Source organism: Pseudomonas sp. 30_B (genome assembly GCF_017491605.1).
GTDB lineage: Bacteria > Pseudomonadota > Gammaproteobacteria > Pseudomonadales > Pseudomonadaceae > Pseudomonas.
The window spans coordinates 127,518-149,734 of the sequence record NZ_JAFGYY010000012.1; the positions used below are offsets into that span (position 1 = coordinate 127,518).

The window sequence follows — 22,217 nt, forward strand, 5'->3', positions numbered from 1 at the left end:
CTCAGTAAGCCCCGCCGCTCGTCGCTCCAATACTGGCTCAACGCCAGTTCCTACATTCCTGTCTAGACTGCGATGCAGGGCTTATCGTGCCCGGCCTTAGCCGATTTCCCACATACCCAGAGGCGTGGCCGCCAGGGAAAGGACAGGAAACTACATGGACGGACGTCAATTCCCGCCATCGCGCCAGTATCTGCTGCCATTGCTGGTAACCCTCACCCTGATGCTCGTTTTCGGAGGGCTGGTGCTCTGGCAGTGGCTGGATCTGGAAGCGCGCAACCGTACCGAGTACGAGCAGCGCTTCAAGCTCGAGGCCGAGGAAATCGCCCATCGCGTCAGCAACCGGATGCGCTCCTACGAGATGGTGCTGCGCGGTATGTCCGGCCTGATCGTCGGCACTAACGCGGTATCGGCCGAGGAGTGGGCGCGGGCCACCGACCAGTTGCAGTTGCAGGACCGCTACCCGGGCATCCAGGCGCTGGCGTGGGCGCGCTACCTGAAGCGTGAAGAAGTCAACGAGTTCGTCAGCGATAACTGGAATCAGGGCAATCGCGATTTCCGCATCATCCCTCCGGAGCCGCGGGACGAATACATCGTGGTGCAGTACAGCAGCCCCATGGACTGGCGCAATCGCCGCACCCTGGGGTTCGACATGCTGACCGAGCCGGTGCGCCGGGCGGCTCTCGACCTCGCCCGGGAAACCGGCGAGGCGAGTCTCACCGGGCCGCTGAAACTCAGGCAGGAAACCGAGCAGCAAGCGCAGAGCGGCGTGCTCCTCTATATGCCGGTGTATCGCCCGGACGCGCCCAGCACCTCGGTCGAAGAGCGCCGCGCCGCGCTGTTCGGCATGGTCTGCGGTGCTTTTCGCATAAACGACCTGATGGCCGGCATCCTCGGTGCCCAGAGCAACCTCTACAGCATCGATCTCAGGGATGTCGGCAGCTCCGAGCTGATGCTGCAGGCATCCGACAAAGGTCACCAGCCACGCTTCCACCAGGTCGAGGAGCTGAAGCTGTTCGGCCGTACCTGGGCCCTGGGCGTGGGCAGCACGGCCGAGTACGAGGCCATGCAGAGCAACAACCGCATCACCTTCAGCCTCTGGACCGGGCTGTCTGCCGCGTTGCTGCTGTCCCTGTTGATCGGCAGCTACCTCTACCAGCGAGAACGGAGTCTGCAGCTCAGTTTGTCCGCGACCGCCGAACTGACCGAGCGCGAGGAGCGTTTCCGCCTGCTGCTGCGGCATTTGCCGGTGGCCACGCTGACCTGCGGGGAAAATGGCCGTATCGAGATGGCCAATGCCCGCGCCGGGGAACTGTTCGCCTGCGCGACGGAGAGCCTGGTAGGGCAGAACCTGAGCCGGTTCGTGCCAAGCCTGGTGGACCTGCCGCAACAATTGGCCAGGCAGGCTCCCACCGACCTGACGGAAATCGAGGCCTTGCAGGAGGATGGTGAGCGGGTTGCCGTGGCTTTCAGCCTGAGCACCTTCAAGCACGGCAATGACCAGCGCTACCTGCTCAACCTTGTGGACCTGCAGGCGCGCAAGAGTGCCGAGGAGCGCTTCCGCCTGGTGGTCGAAGCCTCGCCCAATGCCATCGTCCTGGTGGATGCCGGTGGTCGGATCGCGATGGTCAATCGACAGACCGAACAACTGTTCGGCTATAGCCGTCACGACCTGCTCGAATCGTCCGTGGAAATGCTCCTTCCCGAGGCCCTGCGCGAGGCCCACGTGGGATTGCGCGAAAGCTTCCAGCGCAAGCCCGAGCAGCGGCGCATGGGCAACAACCGGGAGTTGTTCGGCGTACACCGGGATGGCCACATGATCCCGATGGAGGTGGGCCTGTCGCCGATCCGCGCCGGCCGCGAACTGCTTGTGCAGGCCGTGATCATCGACATCAGCGAGCGCAAGGCCGCCGAGCAGCGACTGCGTGACCAGGCCGAGCAACTGATGCTGGCCAACCGCTACAAGTCGGAATTCCTCGCCAACATGTCCCACGAGTTGCGCACGCCACTGAACAGCATCCTGATCCTCAGCGATCAGCTGCGGCAGAACATGGCCGGCAATCTCACCGAGAAGCAGACCCGCCACGCCGATATCGTCCACCGCGCCGGCAGTGACCTGCTGCAGTTGATCAACGACGTGCTCGACCTGGCCAAGGTCGAGGCAGGGCGTATGCAGCTCAAGCTGGAGCCGCTCAATGTGCAGGACATGCTCGCCGAGCTGGACGGCAGCCTGCGGCCCATGGCCGAGATCAAGGGCCTGCGCCTGTCCACCCACATCCAGGCCGGCGTGCCAAGGGTCATCCATAGCGACCGGGTGCGCATGCACCAGATCCTGCGCAACCTGCTGTCCAATGCCCTGAAGTTCACCGAGCACGGCGAGGTGGACCTGTCCGTGGAACTGGACCCGGCGGCGGCGATCGATGAGCGCGAAGTGTTGTGCTTCGTCGTCCGTGATACGGGTGTCGGTATCCCCGAGGACCAGCACGAACGCATCTTCCAGGCCTTCCAGCAAATCGATGGTTCCACCAGCCGGCGCTTCGGCGGCACTGGCCTGGGCCTGGCCATCACCCGCCAGCTGGTGCTTGCCCTGGACGGCACCATCACCCTGGAAAGCGTGCCGGGGCAGGGTTCGCGCTTCATCGTCCGGCTGCCGGTGGCGGTGGCCGCGAGCCAGCCGAAGGACGATGAACTCCCCGCACAGCCGGTGCGTGGCGGCCAGGGGCCGGCGGTGCTGATCGTCGAAGACGACGTCAACTTCGCCTCGGTGATCGCCGAGGAAGCCCAGGCTCGTGGCTTCTCCAGCGTCCACTGCCGCAGTGGCAAGCAGGCTATCGCGTTGCTGCAGAACGAGCGCTTCGCGGCGGTCATCCTCGACATCCTGCTGCCGGACGTCAGTGGCTGGCAGATCTACCGGCGTTTGCGTAGCCATTCGAACCACCGTACGACCCCGGTGAACATCATTTCCTGCGTGCCCCAGCCCCAGGACTGGAACGAGGACGCTACCCGCTACCTGGTCAAACCCATCGCCCGCGAGGACCTGGAGCAGGTTTTCCAGGGCCTGGAAGGCGGCTGCCCGCCGGCGGAGCGCACGCTGTTGCTGGTGGAGGACGTGGACGTGGAGCGCGAGCACTATCGCGAGCACCTGGAGCAACTGGGCTTCAAGGTGGTGGCCAGTGCCAATGGCGAAGGTGCCCGCAAGGCCTACGCGGAGAACGACTTCTCTGCCCTGGTGATCGACCTCGACCTGCCTGACCAGGATGGTTTCGAGCTGCTCGACAGTCTTCATCGCGAACGCCCGCTGGAGGGTTCGCGGGTGGTCATCAACACCGGTGTCGACGTCAACCAGCAGAACCTGCAACGTTTGCGCCGCTATTCGGCGGTGGTGGTGCGCAAGGCGGGCGGCGACCTCGAAAACCTCAGTTCGGCGGTCCAGGGCTTTCTCGCCGGTCTGCGCGAACCGCAGCCCAGCCAGTGGTCGGACCCGCTGGAAGGCGGCCGCGTGCTGCTGGTGGACGATGATGTGCGCAACATCTACGCCCTCAGTGCCCTGCTGGATGAAACCGGCATGAAGGTCACCGCCGCCCGCGACGGCCTGGAGGCCATCGCCTGCTTCCAGCGCGAACCCTTCGACCTGATCCTGATGGACATGGCCATGCCCAACATGGACGGCTACACCGCCACCCGCGTGCTCAAGCAGGAGCACGGCTGCGGCATCCCGATCATCGCCCTGACCGCCCATGCGATGAAGGGCGACCGGGAGAAATGTATCACCGCCGGCGCCGACGATTACCTGGCCAAGCCGGTGAGTCGCCAGGAGTTGCTGGACATGCTTTACCGCTGGCTGGAACAACCGGGGGCTCGCCATGGCGCACCTGCAGCTTAAGGCGGTCCCTGCGGCCAATACCCTGCTGGTGGTGGATGACCGCCAGGAAAACCTCACTGCCATGGAAGCGTTGCTGGACGACGGTGAATGGCAGGTGCTTACCGTGGATTCCGGCGAGGCGGCGCTGAAATGCCTGCTGGAGGAGGAGATCGGCCTGGTGCTGCTGGATGTGCAGATGCCACGCATGGACGGTTTCGAGGTGGCGCGACTGATGCGCAGCAGTCCGTTGACCCGCTATACGCCGATCATCTTCATTTCCGCCATCGCCCATACCCATGAGGCGGTGCTGCACGGCTATTCGTCCGGGGCGGTAGATTTCATCCTCAAGCCCTTCGACCCCGAGGTGCTGCGCCTCAAGATCCAGTCCCTGCTGGCCCATGAACGCAACCGGCGCGACCTGCTGCAACTCAACCAGCAACTGGACAGCGCCCGAGCCTTCAACGCCTCGGTGCTGGAGAACGCCGCCGAAGGCATCCTGGTCGTCGGCGAGGACGGCCTCGTCAGTTTTGCCAACCCGGCCTTTGCGCAGATGGTCCAGGGCTCGGTGGGGGATCTGCAGGGCAAGCCGCTGCTGAACCTGATCGCCCACCCGGAGATGAGCGGCGAGTGGAAGCTGTCGGATTTCTACCGCCACTGGAAGCGCAACGAGACCTACCGCCTGCACGATGCCAGCCTCAAAACCAGGGGCGGCGAGCACCTGCCGGTGGCGCTGTCGTCGTCGCCCCTGCCACGGTTGCAACGCTCCATGGTAGTCATCGCCCTGGACATGTCGGTGGTGCACCAGCTCCACGCGCAACTGGAATCCCAGGCCATCACCGATGCCCTCACCGGGCTGCTCAACCGCCGCGGATTCCATAATGCGCTGGATGCATCCCTGGCTCGCGTCGAGCGCAATGGCAAGCGCATGGCGGTGCTCTACCTGGATCTGGATGGCTTCAAGCTGATCAACGATTCCCTCGGCCACGAGGCCGGCGACCGTGTGCTGCGGCGGGTAGCGGAACAGCTGAAGAGTTGCCTGCGCCCCTACGACATCCTGGCGCGCATGGGCGGCGACGAGTTCACTGCGCTGCTCGACAGCCTCGATCACCCCGAAGATGCCGCGCGGGTGGCTGAGAAACTGATCGAGATGGTTTCGGTGCGCCATCGCATCGACGGCATCGATGTCACCATTGGCGCCAGCGTCGGCATCGCCAGCTTCCCCGAGTGCGGACAGACTGTGGACGGCCTGTTGCGCGCGGCGGATATCGCCATGTACGAGGCCAAGCGCGCCGGCCGCCAGCAGTACCGCTTCTACTCGCCGGAAATGAACGGCCGCGCCCGCTCCCGGTTGATGCTGGAAGAGAGCCTGCGCAATGCCATCGAGCAGAACGACTTCCATCTGGTCTACCAGCCCCAGATCCACCTCGAGACCGGCCGCCTGCGCGGCTTCGAGGCGTTGCTGCGCTGGGAACACCGGGTGGCCGGCACGGTGCCGCCCAGCGTGTTCATTCCGCTGCTGGAGGAAACCCGCCTGATCAACCGCCTGGGCGACTGGGTGCTGCGCGAGGGAGCCAGCCAGTGCAGCGCCTGGAGGCAGGGCTTCGGCGACGACCTGGTGGTCAGCCTCAACGTCTGCCCGTTGCAGTTCGGCATGCCGCAACTGGTGGATGACCTGCGGCGGGTGCTGGACGACTTCAGGCTGCGGCCCTCGCAGCTGGAAGTGGAGGTCACCGAAAGCGCACTGATGCAGGACCTGGAACTGACCCGCGAACAGCTCCGGCAACTGCGCGCCCTGGGCGTGCGCATCGCCATCGACGACTTCGGCACCGGCTATTCGTCCCTGGCCTACCTGCGCCATTTCGAGCTGGATACCCTGAAGATCGACCGCCTGTTCATCTCCAACATGCTGGAGTCGCGGCGCGATGCCGCGGTGGTCAGCACCATCATCGACCTCAGCCGCCACCTGGGCCTGGAAGTCATCGCCGAAGGTGTGGAAACCGCTGCCCAGCGCGACTGGCTGCTGGAACATGGCTGCACCTACATGCAGGGTTTCCTGGTGGCGCCGGGGCTCCCCGTGGCCAGGGCCGAGGCCTTTCCTCGTGTAGTGGACTGGCAGGCTTTGCAAGAGGGGGCCCTCACTGCCAGCCGCTCGCCCTGAATTGATTGCGAATGTGTGATTTCTCCTGCTCAGCCTGCGTCAAGGATGCTGCCCCGTGCCGTTGTCTGGGGACTGATAACAGGGCCTTCCATGCAAACGCTGTTGAACGAGATTCTTGAAGAAGTACGTCCCTTGATCGGCAAGGGCAAAGTGGCTGACTACATTCCCGCACTGGCTGACGTGCCGGCGCATCAGCTGGGCATCGCCGTCTATGGCAACGATGGCAGCTACTACTGCGCCGGCGACGCATTGGTGCCGTTTTCGGTGCAGAGTATTTCCAAGGTGTTCAGCCTGGTTCAGGCGATTGGCCACTCCGGTGAAGCCATATGGGAGCGACTGGGTCATGAGCCCTCGGGCCAGCCGTTCAACTCGCTGGTGCAGTTGGAGTTCGAGCGCGGGCGCCCGCGCAATCCCTTCATCAATGCGGGCGCGTTGGTGATCTGCGATATCAACCAATCGCGCTTCGCAGCCCCCATCTTGTCGATGCGCGATTTCGTACGGCGCCTATCGGGCAATCCCCACGTATCGATCGATACCCGTGTAGCGGATTCGGAATATCAGTTCCGCGCGCGCAACGCTGCCATGGCTTACCTGATGCAGTCGTTCGGCAACTTCCATAACGAGGTCGAGACGGTGCTGCGCAGTTATTTCAGTTACTGCGCGCTGCAGATGAGTTGCCTCGATCTGGCCCGTGCATTCTGTTTCCTGGCCAACGACGGGTTCTGCAAGCACAGCGGCGAGCAAATCCTGACCCGGCGCCAGACCCAGCAGGTGAACTCGATCATGGCCACCAGCGGGCTGTACGACGAAGCCGGGAATTTCGCCTACCGCGTGGGCTTGCCAGGCAAGAGTGGCGTGGGGGGAGGGATTGTGGCAGTCGTGCCGGGGCGGTTCACCGTGTGCGTGTGGTCGCCGGAGTTGAATGCCGCGGGCAATTCCTACGCCGGGATGGCGGCACTTGAGCTGCTCAGCTCGCGGATTGGCTGGTCGGTGTTCTGATCGGCGGGCGGGGCCATGCGAGGTGCGCGAGTCGGTCCAGAGTTTCTTTCTGGACAAGCGCCACAGTGTTTGCAACGGGAGGCGACTCTTCGCCAGGCCGGGGGCGGAAACGACAGCGTAACTGCTCCCCGGCATCAGGCGCGTCATCTGCAACGATCTCCAGCCGCCGGTGCTTGCCCACGGTCTCGAACTCAAACTCTTTCGTGGCGGGAAGTCATCTGGCGCCGGGCGATATCCGGGTGAGGTCTGCCGCGACCTCTCAATACCTCTCCCAGCGAAACCTTGTTCGTCACATCGAGCTTCAGGTAGCACTGCTGAAGGTAGCCACGGACCGTTGCCGGTTGAAGCCCGAGGTCGCGGGCAATCTCCTTGTACGAGCTCCCGGCAGCATAGGCACGCGCCACCATTTCCTCGCGGCGTGTCAGCCCGAGGCTGGCTCGTAGCTGCAGGTTCAGGTGACAGCCGCCATCCTCGCCCCGGGACACCGACACGTCCAGCGTGCGCCCCTGCCATTGGCCGGCACCGGTACGAATCAGGTCGAGCAGCGCATTGGGCAGGTGGCCCCCGAACCACTCGGGAAACTCCGCCATCAGCACCTGACAGAAAGCGGGCGTGGCTTGCTCCAGCCATGCCTGTTTGCTCACCGTCGCGGTCAACTGGTGGGCATCGGCCGGCTCGCCTTGCCATGTTGCCAGCGCGTGTTTTTCTTCGGCCAGGAACAGGTGGGGCATCAGCAACTCGACCAGTGCGCGGTCTTCTTCCGTAAATAACGGCAACGCGTCGTCGCGATAGATCGACAGAAAATGGACGAGCCCCGTGTTCTGGGCGGGCATCGCAGTCGACAGGGCGGATGCGATTCCGTAGTTCGCATCGAAGTCCTCTGGCGGTTCGCAACCGGTGTACCTCACCGTGACGCCGGGATGCTCGATGACCGTGTGGGCCAGCTCATCGATCCCGGCGCTGGAGAGCCAGTCATCGGCAAATCCCGCCGGGAGCCGATGAAGGTAGCTCTGGAGCACCCTGGGCGAGCCACCTCTCAGATGCGCTACTCCCCACCATGCGGCGCTGATGGGGATATGGTCCTCCAGCAAGGCCAGGGCGCCTTCGCGGAAACCCTCGAGCGTCGACTGTGTGGAGAGCCGGTGCCATGCCAGGAGCAGGGATGACAGGGTTGCGAGTTGCATGTCGTCGCGGGGCCCTTCCCCAGGCCAGTGACAAGATGATTGCCCGATTCTACGCAGCTGACGCCGGAGCGCCTACACAGCATTGCCACTGCAAATGCAGGGTTGGCGGAGGACTGGCCTCTTGTTGAACTTGCGCCTTGCGCTCCCACGACGATGGATGAGCCGACAACAACCGAACCCGCGAAGGAAACAAGGACGCTATGAACCTGAGAACCCGTGGCATCACGACGCTGATCGCGGCGTCAATTTCGGCAATCGGTGCGCTCAGCGCATACGGGAGCGCCGATGCCGTCACTCCCACGGCACTCAAGCTGCCGTTGCCGAACCCGAAGAATCTTTTCTCGTGGACGACGCAGGAAAAGGTGGCCGGGTTCAGCCATAGCGCCGACTTGTATGGTACCGAGGCCTTTCGGCGCGGGGCTGACGTGCTGGCGCTTCCCTCGGGAAGCAGCGCCCTGATAGAACGTGCGCAGGCCGTCACCTATCAATACGGGAGCGGCGCCGATGGCGCGCCGAAGCGTGACAATACGGTCGATGACTACATGGCTCACAGCAAGGCCACGGGCCTCCTGGTAATCAAGGACGGAGCCATCGTCCTCGAAAAATACGCGATGGGTGTCAACGCCTCCACGGTATGGGACAGCAAATCGGTCGGTAAGTCGGTCACCTCCACGCTGATGGGCGTGGCCATCAAGGATGGCTACATCAAGAGCCTGGACGACACCGTGGAGAAGTACATCCCCGAGCTCAAGGGGTCAGCCTATGAAGGGGTGTCGCTGCGCGACATGCTGCGGATGACTTCAGGCGTGAGCTGGGACGAAAACTATCTGGACCCGAAGTCCGACATCGTGGCGCAGCTGGCTTGCCAGCGTGACAAGGGCGACACGGCGGGCTGCATGCTCAACCTCATGCGGACGTTGAAACGTACGGTTGATCCCGCAACGGGGAAGCCCGTCGCACCGGGTGACGTCTTCAACTACAGCACCGGCGAGGCCTACCTGAGCGGCCTGGTGGTTCAACGGGCCACCGGGAAGACCCTGGCCAAATACCTCGAACAGAAGATCTGGCAACCCTTTGGCATGGAGGCCGACGGTAACTATTGGACTTCCGATGGTGTGTCCTTCGGTGGCGGTGGGTTCAATGCGACGCTGCGGGATTATGGCCGCTTCGGGTTGTTCGTCCTCAATAACGGACGCCTGTCCGACGGCTCCTCGGTGCTTCCGGACAATTGGGTGCGGGACGCTACGACCTGGACGCTGGCGTCGGCCGAACCCGCGGTTTCGGATAACGGCCAATACGGATACATGTGGTGGTTCAGCCCCGCATACGATGATGGCGTCCACAAGCCATCACCTCTGTTCGCCCCTGTTGGCGCCCCGCTGCAAAACACCACCAATCCGGCCGGGGCGGTACCGGTACAGGGGCGCGCAGCCGTCCAGGGGTTGCCGGGCTCGGTGTCCGACTGGACGTTCGCGGCAATCGGGGTCTTCGGCCAGATGATTGCGATCAACCAGAAAGAGAATCTCGTGGTTGTCCAGTGGTCGGTCTGGGACAAGCCCGATCCGACCTGCTGTGACGTATCGGAATCAAGCTATCTCGCCAGCAACCCCTATGGTGAAGAATCGACCTTCCTGAACGCCATGATTACCGCGCTGCATTGATGCACGTGCAGGGGGCGTCAGAGGGGGCCCCCTGCATTTTTAACCGCAGCCGGATGTGAGAATTCTGATACTCCCGCAGACCGGCCCCGGCTGGGGCGAGGCGATCCCGATCGTCAGGACCCGCTGAGGAGCACGATCTTGCCGATATGTTTGCCCGAGTCCATCAGCTCATGGGCCGCGCCGGCCTCCGCCAGGCCGAAGGTCTTGAAGATGAGCGGTTTCACCTCGCCATTGCGGACGTGGGGCCAGACCTGGGTCTCAAGTTCGTCGATGATCGCCTTCTTTTCGTCGGCGGTCCGGGAGCGCAGGGTGGAGCCGATATGCGTCAGGCGCTTCACCAGCATCGGGAAGAGATTGACCTGGGTGGCGGGCCCCTTGATGACGCCGATCTGCACGATCCGGCCATTCATGGCCGCGACCTGGAAGTTCCGATCGACGTAATCGCCGCCGATGATGTCGACCACCACGTCGACGCCGCGTCCCTGGGTTTCCCGCATCACTTCGGCGACGAAGTCCTGCTCGGTGTAGTTGATCGGATGGTGGGCGCCCAGGGACCGGCTCGCGGCCTGCTGTTCTTCGTTCTTCACCGTGGTGAATATTGTCGAGGCGCCGAACGCCCGGGCGAGCATGGTGGCGGTTGTGCCGATGCCCGATGCGCCACCGTGGATCAGTACCGATTCGCCGGCCTTGAACTGCCCGCGCTGGAACAGGTTGGCCCAGACGGTCATGAAGGTTTCCGGCAGCGCAGCGGCCTCCACCCGGCTCAAGCCATTGGGAAGGTGGAGGGTGGTGCGTTCGTCCGCCACGGCGTACTGCGCGTAGCCACCGCCGGGTACCAGCGCCATGACTTCGTCGCCCAGGGCGAAACCGCTCACCTGCGCTCCGAGGGCCACCACCACGCCGGAAATTTCCAGCCCTGGAATGTCCGAGGCGCCGGGCGGCGGGTCATACAGGCCTTTGCGCTGGAGTACGTCCGGGCCGTTCACGCCGGCCGCGTGCACCTTGATCAGCACCTCCCTTGCGCCCGGGCTGGGGGTAGGCCGCTCGGCGGGAACCAGGACTTCCGGCCCTCCCGGCTGGCTGATTTCGATGGCGGTCATGTGGGTGGGAATAGCATGAGCGTTCATGGTGCGAGTCTCGCGTGGGAGTCGACAGGAGAAGGGCGTTCGGCGGGTGCGCAGCGAGGCCGCGAACGGCCGAAGGAGGAAGGGAGCCAGGAGCGAATCCCTGGCTCCCGCGCCTGTCAGCCGCGGATGAAGGCGAGCAGGTCGGCGTTGATGGTATCGGCCTGGGTGGTCGGCATGCCGTGCGGGAAGCCGGAGTACGTCTTCAGCGTGCCGTTCTGCAGCAGCTTCGCCGAGAGCAGGCCGGAGTTTTCATAGGGGACGATCTGGTCGTCGTCGCCATGCATCACCAGCACCGGAATGGCGATGTTCTTCAGGTCCTCGGTGAAGTCCGTCTGCGAGAAGGCGACGATGCCGTCGTAATGCGCCTTGGCACACCCCATCATGCCTTGCCGCCACCAGTTCCAGATGATGCCTTCCGAAGGCTTCGCACCGGGGCGGTTGTAGCCATAGAAGGGGCCCGCCGGGATGTCGTGGTAGAACTGCGCGCGGTTGGCCGCGAGCTGGGCCTGGAGGTCGTCGAAGACATCCTTGGGCAGGCCGCCGGGATTGCTCGCCGTCTTCACCATCAGCGGAGGGACCGCAGCGATGATGGCGGCCTTGGGCACCGGGTCCTCGCGATGCCGGGCGATGTAGTGGACGACCTCGCCGCCACCCGTGGAGTGGCCGACATGCACCGCCCCCTGGGTGCCGAGGTGCTGCACCACCGCGGCCACGTCATCGGCGTAGTGGTCCATGTCGTGGCCGTCCCAGACCTGGCTGGAACGCCCATGCCCGCGGCGATCGTGGGCGACGACGCGGAAGCCGTTGGCCAGGAAGAACAGCATCTGGGCATCCCAATCGTCGGCACTGAGCGGCCAACCATGGTGGAAGTGGATCACCTGGGCATCACGCGGGCCCCAGTCTTTGTAGAAGATTTCTACGCCGTCCTTTGTAGTGACGTATCCCATGTTTGCATCTCCTGTGGTGGGTGGAGTTCGGCACCCAGCAATCAGCCTTGCTGGTCATTGCCGCTCGTGACGGGAGTTCATTTCCGTTCTCACCGGACAGAGCGAGGTTCGATTGAGGTGGCGGACCGCCTGGGCCCGGCACGCACGCTTCGAACAGCTCCGTCCGGCTCCCCCCGGAACGGCTCGCTTACCGGAGCATGGCCGGTCTGCGCTTGGCGGGGGCTCTTCCATGAGCGGCCGTGGCGTTGTCGCACGCTGGATGGGGCAACCCATCGCTTGGCCGTCTGTTCACTCTAGGATTAAAGTAAGCTTTAAGGTCAAAGCTTTTTTCGAGGGTACGGCATGAGAATTGGAGAACTGGCGAAGCGCTGTGGGCTGGCGCCGTCGCGCATTCGCTTCTACGAGGCGAGCGGACTGATCCATTCCGTCGAGCGCAAGGCCAATGGTTACCGGGACTACAGCGAAGACACCGTGTGGATTCTGGAGATCATCACGGGCGCCCAGAGTGCGGGGTTCTCCCTGGAGGAGATCCGTCACCTGCTGCCGGTCAATGCCAATGGCTGGCAGCACGGCGAACTGCTCGCCGGCCTCAAGCGCAAGGTGGCGGAAATCGAGGTGCTGCAGGAACGCCTGAAGCAGAGCAGGGCGCAGTTGCTGATGGTCATCGACGGCATCGAGAGCAAGCCCGAAGGCATGCACTGCGTTGACAACACGCAACGCGTGCTGGAGCGCCTGCGCGAGGAAGCGCGGACACTCGCCAAGCCGCGCAAAGCTGTCGGCGCGGCCCTGGCGGGAGCCGAGGAGTAACCCCTGGGAAAAGCCAGGCCTTGTCGGCCAGGCTTGATGGGGTCAGTTCTTCCCGATCAGCGTGGCAAGCGGCTTGGGGGCGTACAGCGCGCTCTGGAAGTCCGGAACGTACTCATACTTCATCATCTTCCCCAGCTTCAGCGGCTTGATGTAGGCCGAGAGGCTGCCATCGCCGAGCGTCAGTCGCGCCGAATCGCCACTGGTACTGGAGGCGTGGCTGAGTTGCCGCGAAACCGCATAGCCATAGGTCAGCTCACCGGCCTTGTCGGTATTGGTGAAGCTGTTGGTCACCAGCTCAGCGTCCTTCGAGAGTCCGTCGAGTTTGTCGCCGCGGAAGACGACATCCACTTTCCCCGTCTGGCTATCGATGATGTCGTAGGAGACGCTGTGCTCGTCCTCCCTGACGTTTATGCCGGTGAGCCACTTGGGCAGGTTGTAACCCACGACGCCGCGCACCCGGGCCAGCTCGGTATTCACCGGAAGCTTGAGCACATAGCCCCAGAAATCCTTGGAGATTGACTGGCCGATCAGCGTGATCGGGCCGAGGTTGGAGTTGCCGGGCTTGTTGGTGATGATCGAGAGGGCGACCTCGTTGTAGCTGTCATTGTCGCAGTAGTGATAGGAATAGGCGGTAAAGGCCACCAGGCCGCGCCCCGGCCAGATCTGCAGCGGCTGCACCTGCTCCAGCACCTTGGCCGGCATCAGTTCCCGCAGTTTCTCGATATCGGCGGTAAAGACCGCGGTGACCCGGCTGTTCCTGTAGTAGAAATTCGGCGAATAGGATTCGAAGCCGATGTCCACCTTCGTCTTGATCAGCCCCTTGAACCAGCTCAGGTCGATATCCGGCGCTTCGCTGGCGATGACCGAGAGCGGAGGGTTCGAACGGTAGCGGTCGTACAGGCCGCCCTTGACCACGGGCACCTGATGACCGGCGATATCGATGAGGGTACTTTCCGACTTCGTTGGCGGAACTTCAGCCCAGGCGGTGGCCGCAAGGGCATTGACGAACAGTCCGGCTATTGCGGCAACACTTCCGAGTTTCATCTTCAACTGTCTCCAGAGTCATGGGTGGCCTTGGCGGCACGCTTTCAGCGGCTTGCCGGCGGAACCCTAACCTTTAACTAAACTTTAAGGTCAAGACGGCTTTTCGTGTCTGGAGAGTCAGCCCCGAGGGGGCGTTTAACCGGGCAGCACGGCGATTTCCGGGGTTCCTGATGATATTCCGTGCACCTCTCAATAAATTCTGTGAATGTACGCCATAAGGAACGACGGCATTGACCTTGAAGTTGAGTTCAACCTTAGAGTGAAGGCGGCTGGACAGGAGGACACCCGAAACATGGCCAAGCGCATTCTTCACGTCGTTACCAACGTCGCTCATTACGCCGATCCGTCGAAGCCCACCGGCTTGTGGCTGAGCGAGCTGACCCACGCCTATCACGTCTTTTCCGCCATGGGCTACGAGCAGCACCTGGTGAGCCCCAGGGGCGGGCTGTCGCCCCTGGAGCCGCGCGCCCTGAAATGGCCGCTGCTCGACCGCACGGCCAAGGCCTGGCTGAACGATGAGGGCAGCATGTCGCGCCTGGCGACCACGGCGCGGCCGGAGGACATCGACTCCGCCGACTTCGACGCCATCTACTTCACCGGTGGGCATGCCGTGATGTGGGACTTTCCCGACGATGCCGGATTGCAGCGGCTCACCCGGGAAATCTACGAGCGCGGCGGGATAGTGTCTTCCGTGTGCCATGGCTACTGCGGGTTGCTGAATACCCGGCTTTCGGACGGCCGCCTGCTGGTCGCCGGCAAGCGACTGACCGGTTATTCCTGGATCGAGGAAGTGCTGGCGGGTGTCGCGAAGCAGGTGCCCTACAACTCAGAGGAAGAAATGAAGCGCCGCGGCGCACGCTACGAGAAGGCCTTGCTGCCGTTCGTATCCAATGTCGCCGTCGATGGTCGGCTGGTCACGGGGCAGAACCCGCAATCGGCAAAGGCGACGGCGGAGCGGGTGGTCGCGCTGCTGAGCTGAGGGTGTTCGGAGCGCTTGGAGGGGGAGAGTCGATCGGAGCATTCGACCTCTCTCCCTGCTCCGGAATATTCGCTTGACCTTAAAGTTTGCTTCAAGGTTATGGTGCTGCCATCACCCATCCTGGAGCCCGTGATGAGCGCCTTCTCTCCGTTGACCTTGCCCAGTGGGGCAGTGATTCCGAATCGTCTCGCCAAAGCCGCCATGGAAGAAAACATGGCGGACAAGGACCATGCGCCATCGGAGGCGTTGATCCGTCTCTATCGCACCTGGGCCGAGGGAGAAACCGGCCTGATGATCACCGGCAACGTCATGATCGACCACCGCGCCATGACCGGTCCGGGCGGCGTTGTGCTGGAGTCCGAGCGCCATGGCGAACGCTTCCGGGCCTGGGCGGAGGCGGCGCGCTCCCACGGTGGCCATGTGTGGATGCAGATCAACCATCCGGGGCGCCAGATGCCGGCGGCGCTGAAGCAGGACACCATCGCGCCGTCCGAGGTCCCCATGGACCTGGGCAACTTCTCCAAGCAGTTCATTCCGCCACGGGCGATGACCGCCGGGGATATCGCGGAGGTCAAGGCGCGCTTCGTCAGGACAGCCGTACTCGCCGAACGCTTCGGCTTCGACGGCGTGCAGATCCATGCGGCGCACGGCTACCTGATCAGCCAGTTCCTGTCGCCGATCACCAACAAGCGCACGGACCAGTGGGGCGGTTCGATCGAGAACCGGGCCCGCCTGCTGGTGGACGTGGTCAAGGAAGTCCGAGCGGTGGTGAAGCCGCGCTTCGCGGTGGCGGTGAAGATCAACTCGGCCGACTTCCAGCGCGGCGGGTTCAGCACCGACGATGCGAAGCGGGTCATCGAGCTGCTCAATCCCCTGGGCGTGGACCTGATCGAACTGTCGGGCGGCAGCTATGAAGCACCGGCCATGCACGGGCAGGCCCGCGACGGCCGCACGCTGGCACGGGAGGCCTACTTCCTGGAGTTCGCCAAGGACATTTCCGCCGTCGCGCAGATGCCGGTGATGGTCACGGGCGGCGTACGCCGGTTGTCGGTGGCCGAGCAGGTGCTGGAGAGCGGCATCGACATGGTGGGAATGGGCACGGCGCTGGCCATCAACCCCAACCTGCCCAAGGAGTGGCGGGCGGGGCTCGCAAGTGCCCCGATGCTCAGGCCAATCACCTGGAAGAACAAGGTGCTCGCATCGATCGGCTACATGGCGATGGTGAAGCACCAACTGCGCCGCCTGAGCCTCGGCAGGGCCGCCAACCCGGATGTCGCGCCGGCGTTGGCGCTGCTGGAGCAGCAACTGGATACGCAGGTGCGGACCTGGCGGTATCGGCGTTGGGTCCGGCGTATCGCCGCCTGACCTTGGCTGCAGCCTATCCCGAGTTGGCCATGGAGCCGACCATGCGCACGGCGTATCGGCGTACAACCGCTCGCGGTTGTACGCCCTACAGGGTACACGCCGTGCACCGGGCTGCTCTTCGTAGGAGCGAGCTTGCTCGCGAACAGAGTCTCCCGGACACATCAATGTCGGGCGGTTCGCGAGCAAGGACTGGGCGTCCCCCTCGGTCCTACAGGTGTTCATACTGCAACCTGGGTGCGGGGACGTAGGGCGTATAACGTTCGACGTTATACGCCGTCTGACCTTGGCTGCAGCCAGCCCTGCATTCGCAACTAGAAGCCGCTCTCGCGCAACGCCACCGCCAGCAGGCGGGTAACGCTTTCCCCCAGCCAGCTGCGCCGTGCCCCGTCGATCTGCAGGTGACCACGGGTCTCGTGCAGGTTCGGCGGCGGTGCGTCGAGTTTCACCAGTACATGGAACAGCGCCGGGTTGGGCACCAGTACTTCGCCCTGGGCATTGACGTTCAGCGGGCCGCCGTAGCGCGAGGCGAGCATCGGTTGCTCCAGCTGGCTGACGCGCGTGGTGCCGATCAGCACCACCTGGCCGTCGATGGGGCTGGGCACGCCTTCGGGATAGAAGCGCACGCGGCCGCCGTCGGTGAGGCGCTGGACTTCGTCCTGCTTGACGTAGGCGTCCACCAGCCAGGAACTCGGATCGACCAGCACGCCAAGCGGTTCGCGGCTGTTGATCCACTGGCCGGCCTTCCATTCCGGGCCGACGTCCATCCAGCGGCCGGCGAAGGGGGCCTGCAGGGTAAGGCGGGCCATCTCGTTGCGGGCGGCGCGGGCCTGCTGGTATTCCACCCCCAGGCGCTGGCGGGTGACGGCTTCCTCGGAGAGGCCCGCCGGGTCGGCGAGCATGCCCGCCAGGCGGCCTTCGTAGCCACGGATGCTCGCCTCGCTGCCGCGCACCTTGGCGGCGATGTCCGGTTCCTCCATCACCGCCAGGGTCTCGCCCTTGGCCACTTCGCCACCGGCGCGCACGTCACGCAGCAGCGCGGGGAAGGGCGCGTAGACGTGCAGCTGCTGCGCCGCGCGGGCCACGCCCATGGCGTGCACCTGGGTGCGCCAGGGGATGGCGAGCAGGAGCAGCAGGGCGCCGAGCAGCGTGAGGAACACCAGCTTGCGCCGCGGCTTCACTTCCGTGCGGCGCTGCCCCCAGACCTTGAGTTCGCGCCACACGGGCTGAACGATGAACCAGCTGATTTCCACGGCGAACAGGAAGATCCCCAGCAGTTTGAAGAAGAAGTAGTAGACCGCCACGGCGATGCCGAGGAACAGCAGCAGGCGGTAGACCCAGGTGCCGAAGGCGAAGGCCACCAGCAGGCGGCGCTTGCCGGCGGGGAAGTGCTCCGGCCAGGGCTCCTCCAGCCCCAGCAGGTTGCGCCGCAATGTGGTGCGGGCGAGGGCGCCGGCGCGCTCGTGCAGGTTGGGGAAGTCCAGCAGGTCGGAGAAGATGAAGTAGCCGTCGAAGCGCATGAAGGGGCTGGCGTTCAGCGCGACAGACAGCGCCCAGCTGGTGGTGGCCAGGTACAGCAAGCCATTGCGCAGCGGCCCCGGATCGGCCAGCGCCCAGCCCAGGGTGGAAAGCCCGGCCAGCCCCAGCTCGGTAACGATCCCCGCGCTGGCGATGGCCAGGCGCTGGCGGTTGCTGCGCAGCTTCCAGCTTTCCCCGGTGTCGGTGTAGAGCATCGGCCACATCACCACGAAGGCGACGCCCATGTGCGCGACCTTCAGCCCCAGCCGGGTCGCCACCAGCGCGTGGCCCAGCTCGTGGAGCGTCTTGGCCACCATGAGCGCGGCGGCGAAGCTGAGCAGGCCTTCGAAGGAGAAGGACTCCACCACATCATGGGTGAAGGTGTCCCACTGGTGCGTCACCATCACGATGCCGGCGAGGCTCAGGAGCACCACCAGCATCGCCACGTAGCGATTGAACAGCCAGTCGAGGCTGCCAGCGATGGCGCGCAGGAAGCGCTGCGGGCGGAGCAGCGGGATGCGGAAGAACAGGTAGTGGTGCAGCCACCAGTTCCAGGTGGTCCACTGCCTGCCCTCGCTGCGGGCCTGCAAGCGCGCCAGCGCCTCGGGCCCGGAACGCAGCAGCTGGTGGTGTTCGAGGAACTGGCGGAATCCCAGCACCTGCTCGGCGTCCGGCTTGAGCGCAGTCTGTTCGGCGATCTGCTCGCTGATCTGCCGGGGCGTCTGCTCCCAGCGCAGCAGGCACTCGAACTCCAGCCAGCCGATGCGGTAGAAGCGGTTGAGCACGCTGTCCTGGATCACCCATACCGGTTCGCCATCCGGGCCGGGCGCGGCTTCGGACAGGCGCAGATCGTCGCGCAGCGGCGGGGTGGGCAGGTCTTCGACGGCGACGTCCATCCCCGTCACCAGCCGGTCCAGGCGCGCAGCGAGGCCAGCGGGCGGCGCAGCAGGTAGTAGCCGAGCACCACGCGTTCGCCGTAGAGCTTGGCGGTGCCGTGCAGACCCAGGCGGGCGTGGGGCGGGGTGTTTTCCACGCTGGCCAGCAGGCGGTAGGAGGCCACGCCTTCGTCGCTGGGCTTGGCCTGGTAGCTGGTGTCGAGGATTTCCCCGTGCAGCGGGTCGAGCGGGTAGGCGGTGAGGAACAGCGCCACTTTCGCCCCCGGCTCCAGCGCGATGGCGTCGGCCACTGGCAACTGGATGCGCATGCCCGGCTCGCTCGGGTCGGCCACCTGGAGGATGCGCTCGCCGGTCACCACCGGCTTGCCCAGCCAGTCGTTGGGGTCGCTGTACACGGCGACCCCGGCACGCGGCGAGAGCACACGGGTGCGTGCCAGTTGCGCCTGCACGGCGGCCAGCTCGGCGCGGCGCTGGCGGGCGCGGCCATCGAGCACCGAGAGTTCGCCCTTGCTCTGTGGGTTGTCGAAGGCGCGCTGGCTGGCGGCCAGGAGTTCGGCGTCGGCCACGGCGACTTCCTTGGCCAGCACCTCGGCGCGGCTGCGCAGGGTGGTTTCGTCCAGCACGAACAGCGGCGTGCCGACCTCCACCGGTTGGTTGGGGCGCACCAGCATCCGGGCGATCACCCCGTCGATGGGCGAGCTGATTACCTGGGCGTTGCGCGAGACGACCTCGGCCGGCGCCAGGGCGGTCTGCCGGACCGGGATCAGCAGCAGTGCGGCGAGGGCAATTACCCCGACCAGCACCTGGCGCTTGCTCGGCCGCCAGAAGCGCAGGCGCGGGCGCGGGCCGAAGGCGGCCCAGGCGTGGGCCCAGGTCTGCCAGATGCCTTGCAGCAGCGGTTGCAGGTTGCGCGCGGGCGCTTCGTCGAGGAGGAACAGCACCAAGCCCTGGCGTTGGCCGGCACGATCATGCAGCGGCACGCACCAGAGCCCGGCGGGCCACCATTCGGCCCAGCCTTCGGCGATGTCCGCCGGCGGATCGAGGGCTTCGCGGGCGAGCCAGTTGGGCGTGCCGTCGGGCAGCTGCGTGGCAACCCAGCGGCTGGCGCGTTCTAGCCACACCAGGTAGGGCGAGTCTTCCGTCGGCCTGGCCAGGCCGGAGACGGCCAGCAGCTCGTTGCGCGCATCGTGGCAGGCGAACACCAGCGCCTGGTGGAAACGCAGCAGCGGGAACAGGTCGTTGGCGATGCTGAAAGCCAGGGCGTTCAGCGAGTCGGCCGCCAGTGCCCGGTCGCGGACGTTGGCCAGGCTCAGCAGCAGCTGAGGGGGTGGCAGCAGCTCACTCATGGTTTTCGGGGAAGCGCGCGACCCCGCTCATGCCGGCGATCAGTTCGGGGTAGCTGGCGTCCAGCTTGGCCTCCAGCTCCACGGTCTGCGCCACCGCATCGACCCGCGCGTTGATCGCGCTGATCTTCGCCGGGTAGTGCTGGCCGGTTTCATGGATGTCCACCTGCAGCGGCATCCCCGCTTGCAGGCGCGGCAGCAGCGAGGAGGGCACGTTGAGACGGACCTTCAGGGCGCCGTCGCTGACCAGGTCGAACAGCGGCGTACCGGCGGAAACCGTCTGGTACGGCTTGACGTAGACCTTGGCAATGCGCCCGGCGAAGGGCGCGTCCACCAGGCAGTAGCCGGCCTGGGCGCGGGCCAGGGTGAGGGCGCCGTCGGCCTTTTCCACCTCGGTGCTGGCCAGGGCCACTTCCAGGTCGCCCACGGCGTCGAGCTTGCGCAGGTTGCGCTTGGCCGCGAGGTTGGCGCGGGCCATGTTCAGCTCGGCGGCGGCGACCTTGGCGCGCGCGTTCACTTCCGTGCAGCCCAGCTGGGCGAGCTGCGCGTCCTTGGCGACCTTCTCGCCGAGGCTGGCCTTGAGCGCACCGAGGGTGCCGTTCATCTGCGCGGAAAGGGTGGTTTCCAGGTCGGAGACCAGCAGCACGCGGATCGCCCCCGGATCGTTGTCCGGCGGCGTCGGCAGGGCATCGTCGGCCCATGCCGGGTGCAGCAGCATCAGGCACAGCGGGAGGAGCAGGTACGGCTTATTGCACGGGTGCGGCATTGGCGCTTCCTTCTTCAGCACGGGATACGCTGCTGACGAGCAGGTTGGTGCTGGACTGCTGTTCGAGGGTGCGCTGGATTTCCCGCGCCAGGGTCTTCACGTCGTGGCTCTGGACTTCCTTGGGCATCACCTCGAAGCCCACCGAGTTGTACAGCCGCCCCCAGGCCGCCTGGGCGTCGGAGTAGGCGGCTTCGCGCTGGTAACGCGAAAGCAGGTAGCGGCCCTCGGCGCGGATCAGCTCCAGTTCGCTGCCCAGGGCGGCGCCACGGGCGGACTGGGCGTAGTCGAGCAGGCTCTTGTCCACCCGCAGGCTTTCGTCGGCGAATTCCACTTCCTGGCGCGCCAGCTGGTAGCGCAGCAGGCCCACCCGGACCTGGGTGAGGATGGCCATGGACAGCGCGGTGCGGCGCATGTCGTCGGTCTTCTCCTGGCTCTCTTCGGCGGCCTGGATGTCCGGGTACTGCAGCAGGCGCAGCAGGTTCATCGAGACATTGATGCCGGTCTGGTTCCAGTCGTTGTTGTAGAGGTATTTGTTGGAGTCGTACTCGTAGCCGTAGTTGAAGCTCACGTTCGGCCACAGCTGGGCCTTGGCGATCTTCAGGTCGTTCATGTCGACGCGTTTGCGGTACCACTCCTCCATGATCTCCGGGCGGTGCTCCAGGGACAGGCGCTCCAGCTGGTCGGTGTTGTTGGTCACCAGCGGCAGCGGCTGTTCGCCGATATCGGCCAGGACCATTTTCGTGTTCGGTGGCAGCGACATCAGCGCGGCCAGTTCGGCGCGGGCGAATTCCAGGTCCTGGCGGCGCACGGTGAGCATGTACACCGAGTCGAGCAGGGCGCGCTGGTAGGCGAGGATGTCCTGGCGCGGCAGCAGGCCCTTGCCCTCGGCCTCGCGGGCGGCGGTCAGCGCGCGGTGGGTGCGCATCAGCAGGCCGTCCACTTCCGGCAGCAGGCGCTGGGCGCCCAAGGCGCGCCAGTAGGCGTTGCGCACGTCCTGCAGGACGTTCTGCGCGACCTTCTCGCGGCGCTCCTCGGCCATCAGCATCTGGTCGTTCTTCTGCTGGGTGCGGTAGTACGCAACGCCGAAGTCCAGCAGGCTCCAGGACAGGCCCAGGCTGTAGAGGGTGCGGTAGCGCTCCTCGGAGGTGGACGGGCGCAGGCTGACCTGACGGTCCTCGATGCCGATGGAGGTGCCGCCCGAGTCGTTGTTGCGCCCGGCGTAGCCTGCCGAGGCGACCAGGCGTGGCAGCATCTCGTGGCTGGTGACGTCGCGCAGGTCGGAGGCCAGCGCGCTTTCCAGCAGCTTCAGGCGATAGTCGAGGTTGTATTTCAACGCGCGCGCCGAGGCCTCGTAGAAGGTGATCGGCCCGTTCACCGGCTCCTGTTCCTTGTACATCCGAGCCTGGTCTTCGATGACCCGCTGGCGCATTTCGTCCTGGGTGTAGGGCTTGGGTTCGAAGTGCGAGCAGGCAGCCAGCAGTACGCTGCTGGCAATCGTGGCGCTCAGGCATTTCAGGGCGTATGCGGGCATGTTCAGTCCTCGCTCCATCCGTAAGGGCTCCATCCG

15 protein-coding genes are annotated in these 22,217 nt (G+C 65.0%); 7 read left to right on the top strand and 8 right to left on the bottom strand.

Features of this window, described 5'->3' with window-relative positions; genetic code table 11:
* Positions 1-154: 154 nt before the first annotated feature.
* The 3 genes from J5M67_RS15380 to glsB all read left to right on the top strand — a co-directional run bounded on the left by J5M67_RS15380 (position 155) and on the right by glsB (position 7,016).
* Complete coding sequence (locus J5M67_RS15380) at positions 155-3,880, top strand: response regulator (RefSeq protein ID WP_207886203.1); 3,726 nt, start codon at positions 155-157, stop codon at positions 3,878-3,880.
* A complete protein-coding gene (locus J5M67_RS15385) occupies positions 3,861-6,017 on the top strand; it encodes a bifunctional diguanylate cyclase/phosphodiesterase (RefSeq protein ID WP_207886204.1) in 2,157 nt (718 codons plus the stop codon). Before J5M67_RS15380 ends, J5M67_RS15385 begins: the two co-directional genes overlap by 20 nt.
* A 90-nt stretch (positions 6,018-6,107) precedes the next feature.
* The gene (gene glsB, locus J5M67_RS15390) at positions 6,108-7,016 is read left to right on the top strand and encodes a glutaminase B (protein WP_207886205.1); all 909 of its coding nucleotides are present in this window, start codon (positions 6,108-6,110) and stop codon (positions 7,014-7,016) included.
* Positions 7,017-7,207: 191 nt separating this feature from the next.
* Here glsB and J5M67_RS15395 read toward each other — a convergent pair whose 3' ends face one another.
* Positions 7,208-8,200, bottom strand: a complete 993-nt coding sequence (locus tag J5M67_RS15395) for a helix-turn-helix domain-containing protein (protein WP_207886206.1) — start codon at positions 8,198-8,200, stop codon at positions 7,208-7,210.
* Between the two features lie 200 nt (positions 8,201-8,400).
* On the opposite strand from J5M67_RS15395, the gene J5M67_RS15400 reads away from it, so the two are divergent.
* Positions 8,401-9,861, top strand: a complete 1,461-nt coding sequence (locus J5M67_RS15400) for a serine hydrolase (protein ID WP_207886207.1) — start codon at positions 8,401-8,403, stop codon at positions 9,859-9,861.
* Positions 9,862-9,974: 113 nt separating this feature from the next.
* Here the strand turns inward: J5M67_RS15400 and J5M67_RS15405 are convergent, their stop codons facing one another.
* Both J5M67_RS15405 and J5M67_RS15410 read right to left on the bottom strand, forming a co-directional pair.
* Entirely contained in the window at positions 9,975-10,961 is a 987-nt protein-coding gene (locus J5M67_RS15405; RefSeq protein WP_207886256.1) for an NAD(P)H-quinone oxidoreductase, read from the bottom strand.
* Between the two features lie 143 nt (positions 10,962-11,104).
* Complete coding sequence (locus tag J5M67_RS15410; RefSeq protein ID WP_207886208.1) at positions 11,105-11,935, bottom strand: alpha/beta fold hydrolase; 831 nt, start codon at positions 11,933-11,935, stop codon at positions 11,105-11,107.
* A gap of 342 nt (positions 11,936-12,277) precedes the next feature.
* Here J5M67_RS15410 and J5M67_RS15415 point away from each other — a divergent pair, with 342 nt between their 5' ends.
* Positions 12,278-12,742 (top strand): MerR family transcriptional regulator, encoded by a 465-nt coding sequence (locus tag J5M67_RS15415; RefSeq protein WP_207886209.1) that lies wholly within the window; start codon positions 12,278-12,280, stop codon positions 12,740-12,742.
* Positions 12,743-12,784: 42 nt separating this feature from the next.
* Here J5M67_RS15415 and J5M67_RS15420 read toward each other — a convergent pair whose 3' ends face one another.
* Positions 12,785-13,786, bottom strand: a complete 1,002-nt coding sequence (locus J5M67_RS15420) for an acetoacetate decarboxylase (ADC) (protein ID WP_207886210.1) — start codon at positions 13,784-13,786, stop codon at positions 12,785-12,787.
* A gap of 292 nt (positions 13,787-14,078) precedes the next feature.
* Between J5M67_RS15420 and J5M67_RS15425 the strand changes: the two genes are divergently transcribed.
* Entirely contained in the window at positions 14,079-14,765 is a 687-nt protein-coding gene (locus J5M67_RS15425) for a type 1 glutamine amidotransferase domain-containing protein (RefSeq protein WP_207886211.1), read from the top strand.
* 132 nt (positions 14,766-14,897) lie between these two features.
* Positions 14,898-16,130, top strand: a complete 1,233-nt coding sequence (locus tag J5M67_RS15430) for an NADH:flavin oxidoreductase/NADH oxidase family protein (RefSeq protein WP_207886212.1) — start codon at positions 14,898-14,900, stop codon at positions 16,128-16,130.
* A 311-nt stretch (positions 16,131-16,441) separates the two neighbouring features.
* On the opposite strand, the gene J5M67_RS15435 is transcribed toward J5M67_RS15430, so the two are convergent.
* From J5M67_RS15435 to J5M67_RS15450, 4 genes are read right to left on the bottom strand one after another with little or no spacing between them, the layout of a single operon-like run.
* Complete coding sequence (locus J5M67_RS15435) at positions 16,442-18,541, bottom strand: HlyD family efflux transporter periplasmic adaptor subunit (protein ID WP_207886213.1); 2,100 nt, start codon at positions 18,539-18,541, stop codon at positions 16,442-16,444.
* A gap of 5 nt (positions 18,542-18,546) precedes the next feature.
* On the bottom strand, positions 18,547-19,887 hold the full coding sequence (locus J5M67_RS15440; RefSeq protein ID WP_207886214.1) for an efflux RND transporter periplasmic adaptor subunit: 1,341 nt from the start codon (positions 19,885-19,887) through the stop codon (positions 18,547-18,549).
* Positions 19,880-20,650 carry an efflux RND transporter periplasmic adaptor subunit gene (locus J5M67_RS15445; RefSeq protein ID WP_207886215.1) on the bottom strand — a complete coding sequence of 257 codons (771 nt, stop codon included), beginning with the start codon at positions 20,648-20,650 and terminating at the stop codon, positions 19,880-19,882. The genes J5M67_RS15440 and J5M67_RS15445 overlap by 8 nt, the downstream gene beginning before the upstream one ends.
* Positions 20,631-22,181: a TolC family protein gene (locus J5M67_RS15450; protein ID WP_207886216.1), complete on the bottom strand. Its 1,551-nt coding sequence runs from the start codon at positions 22,179-22,181 to the stop codon at positions 20,631-20,633. The genes J5M67_RS15445 and J5M67_RS15450 overlap by 20 nt, the downstream gene beginning before the upstream one ends.
* Between the last annotated feature and the right edge of the window lie 36 nt (positions 22,182-22,217).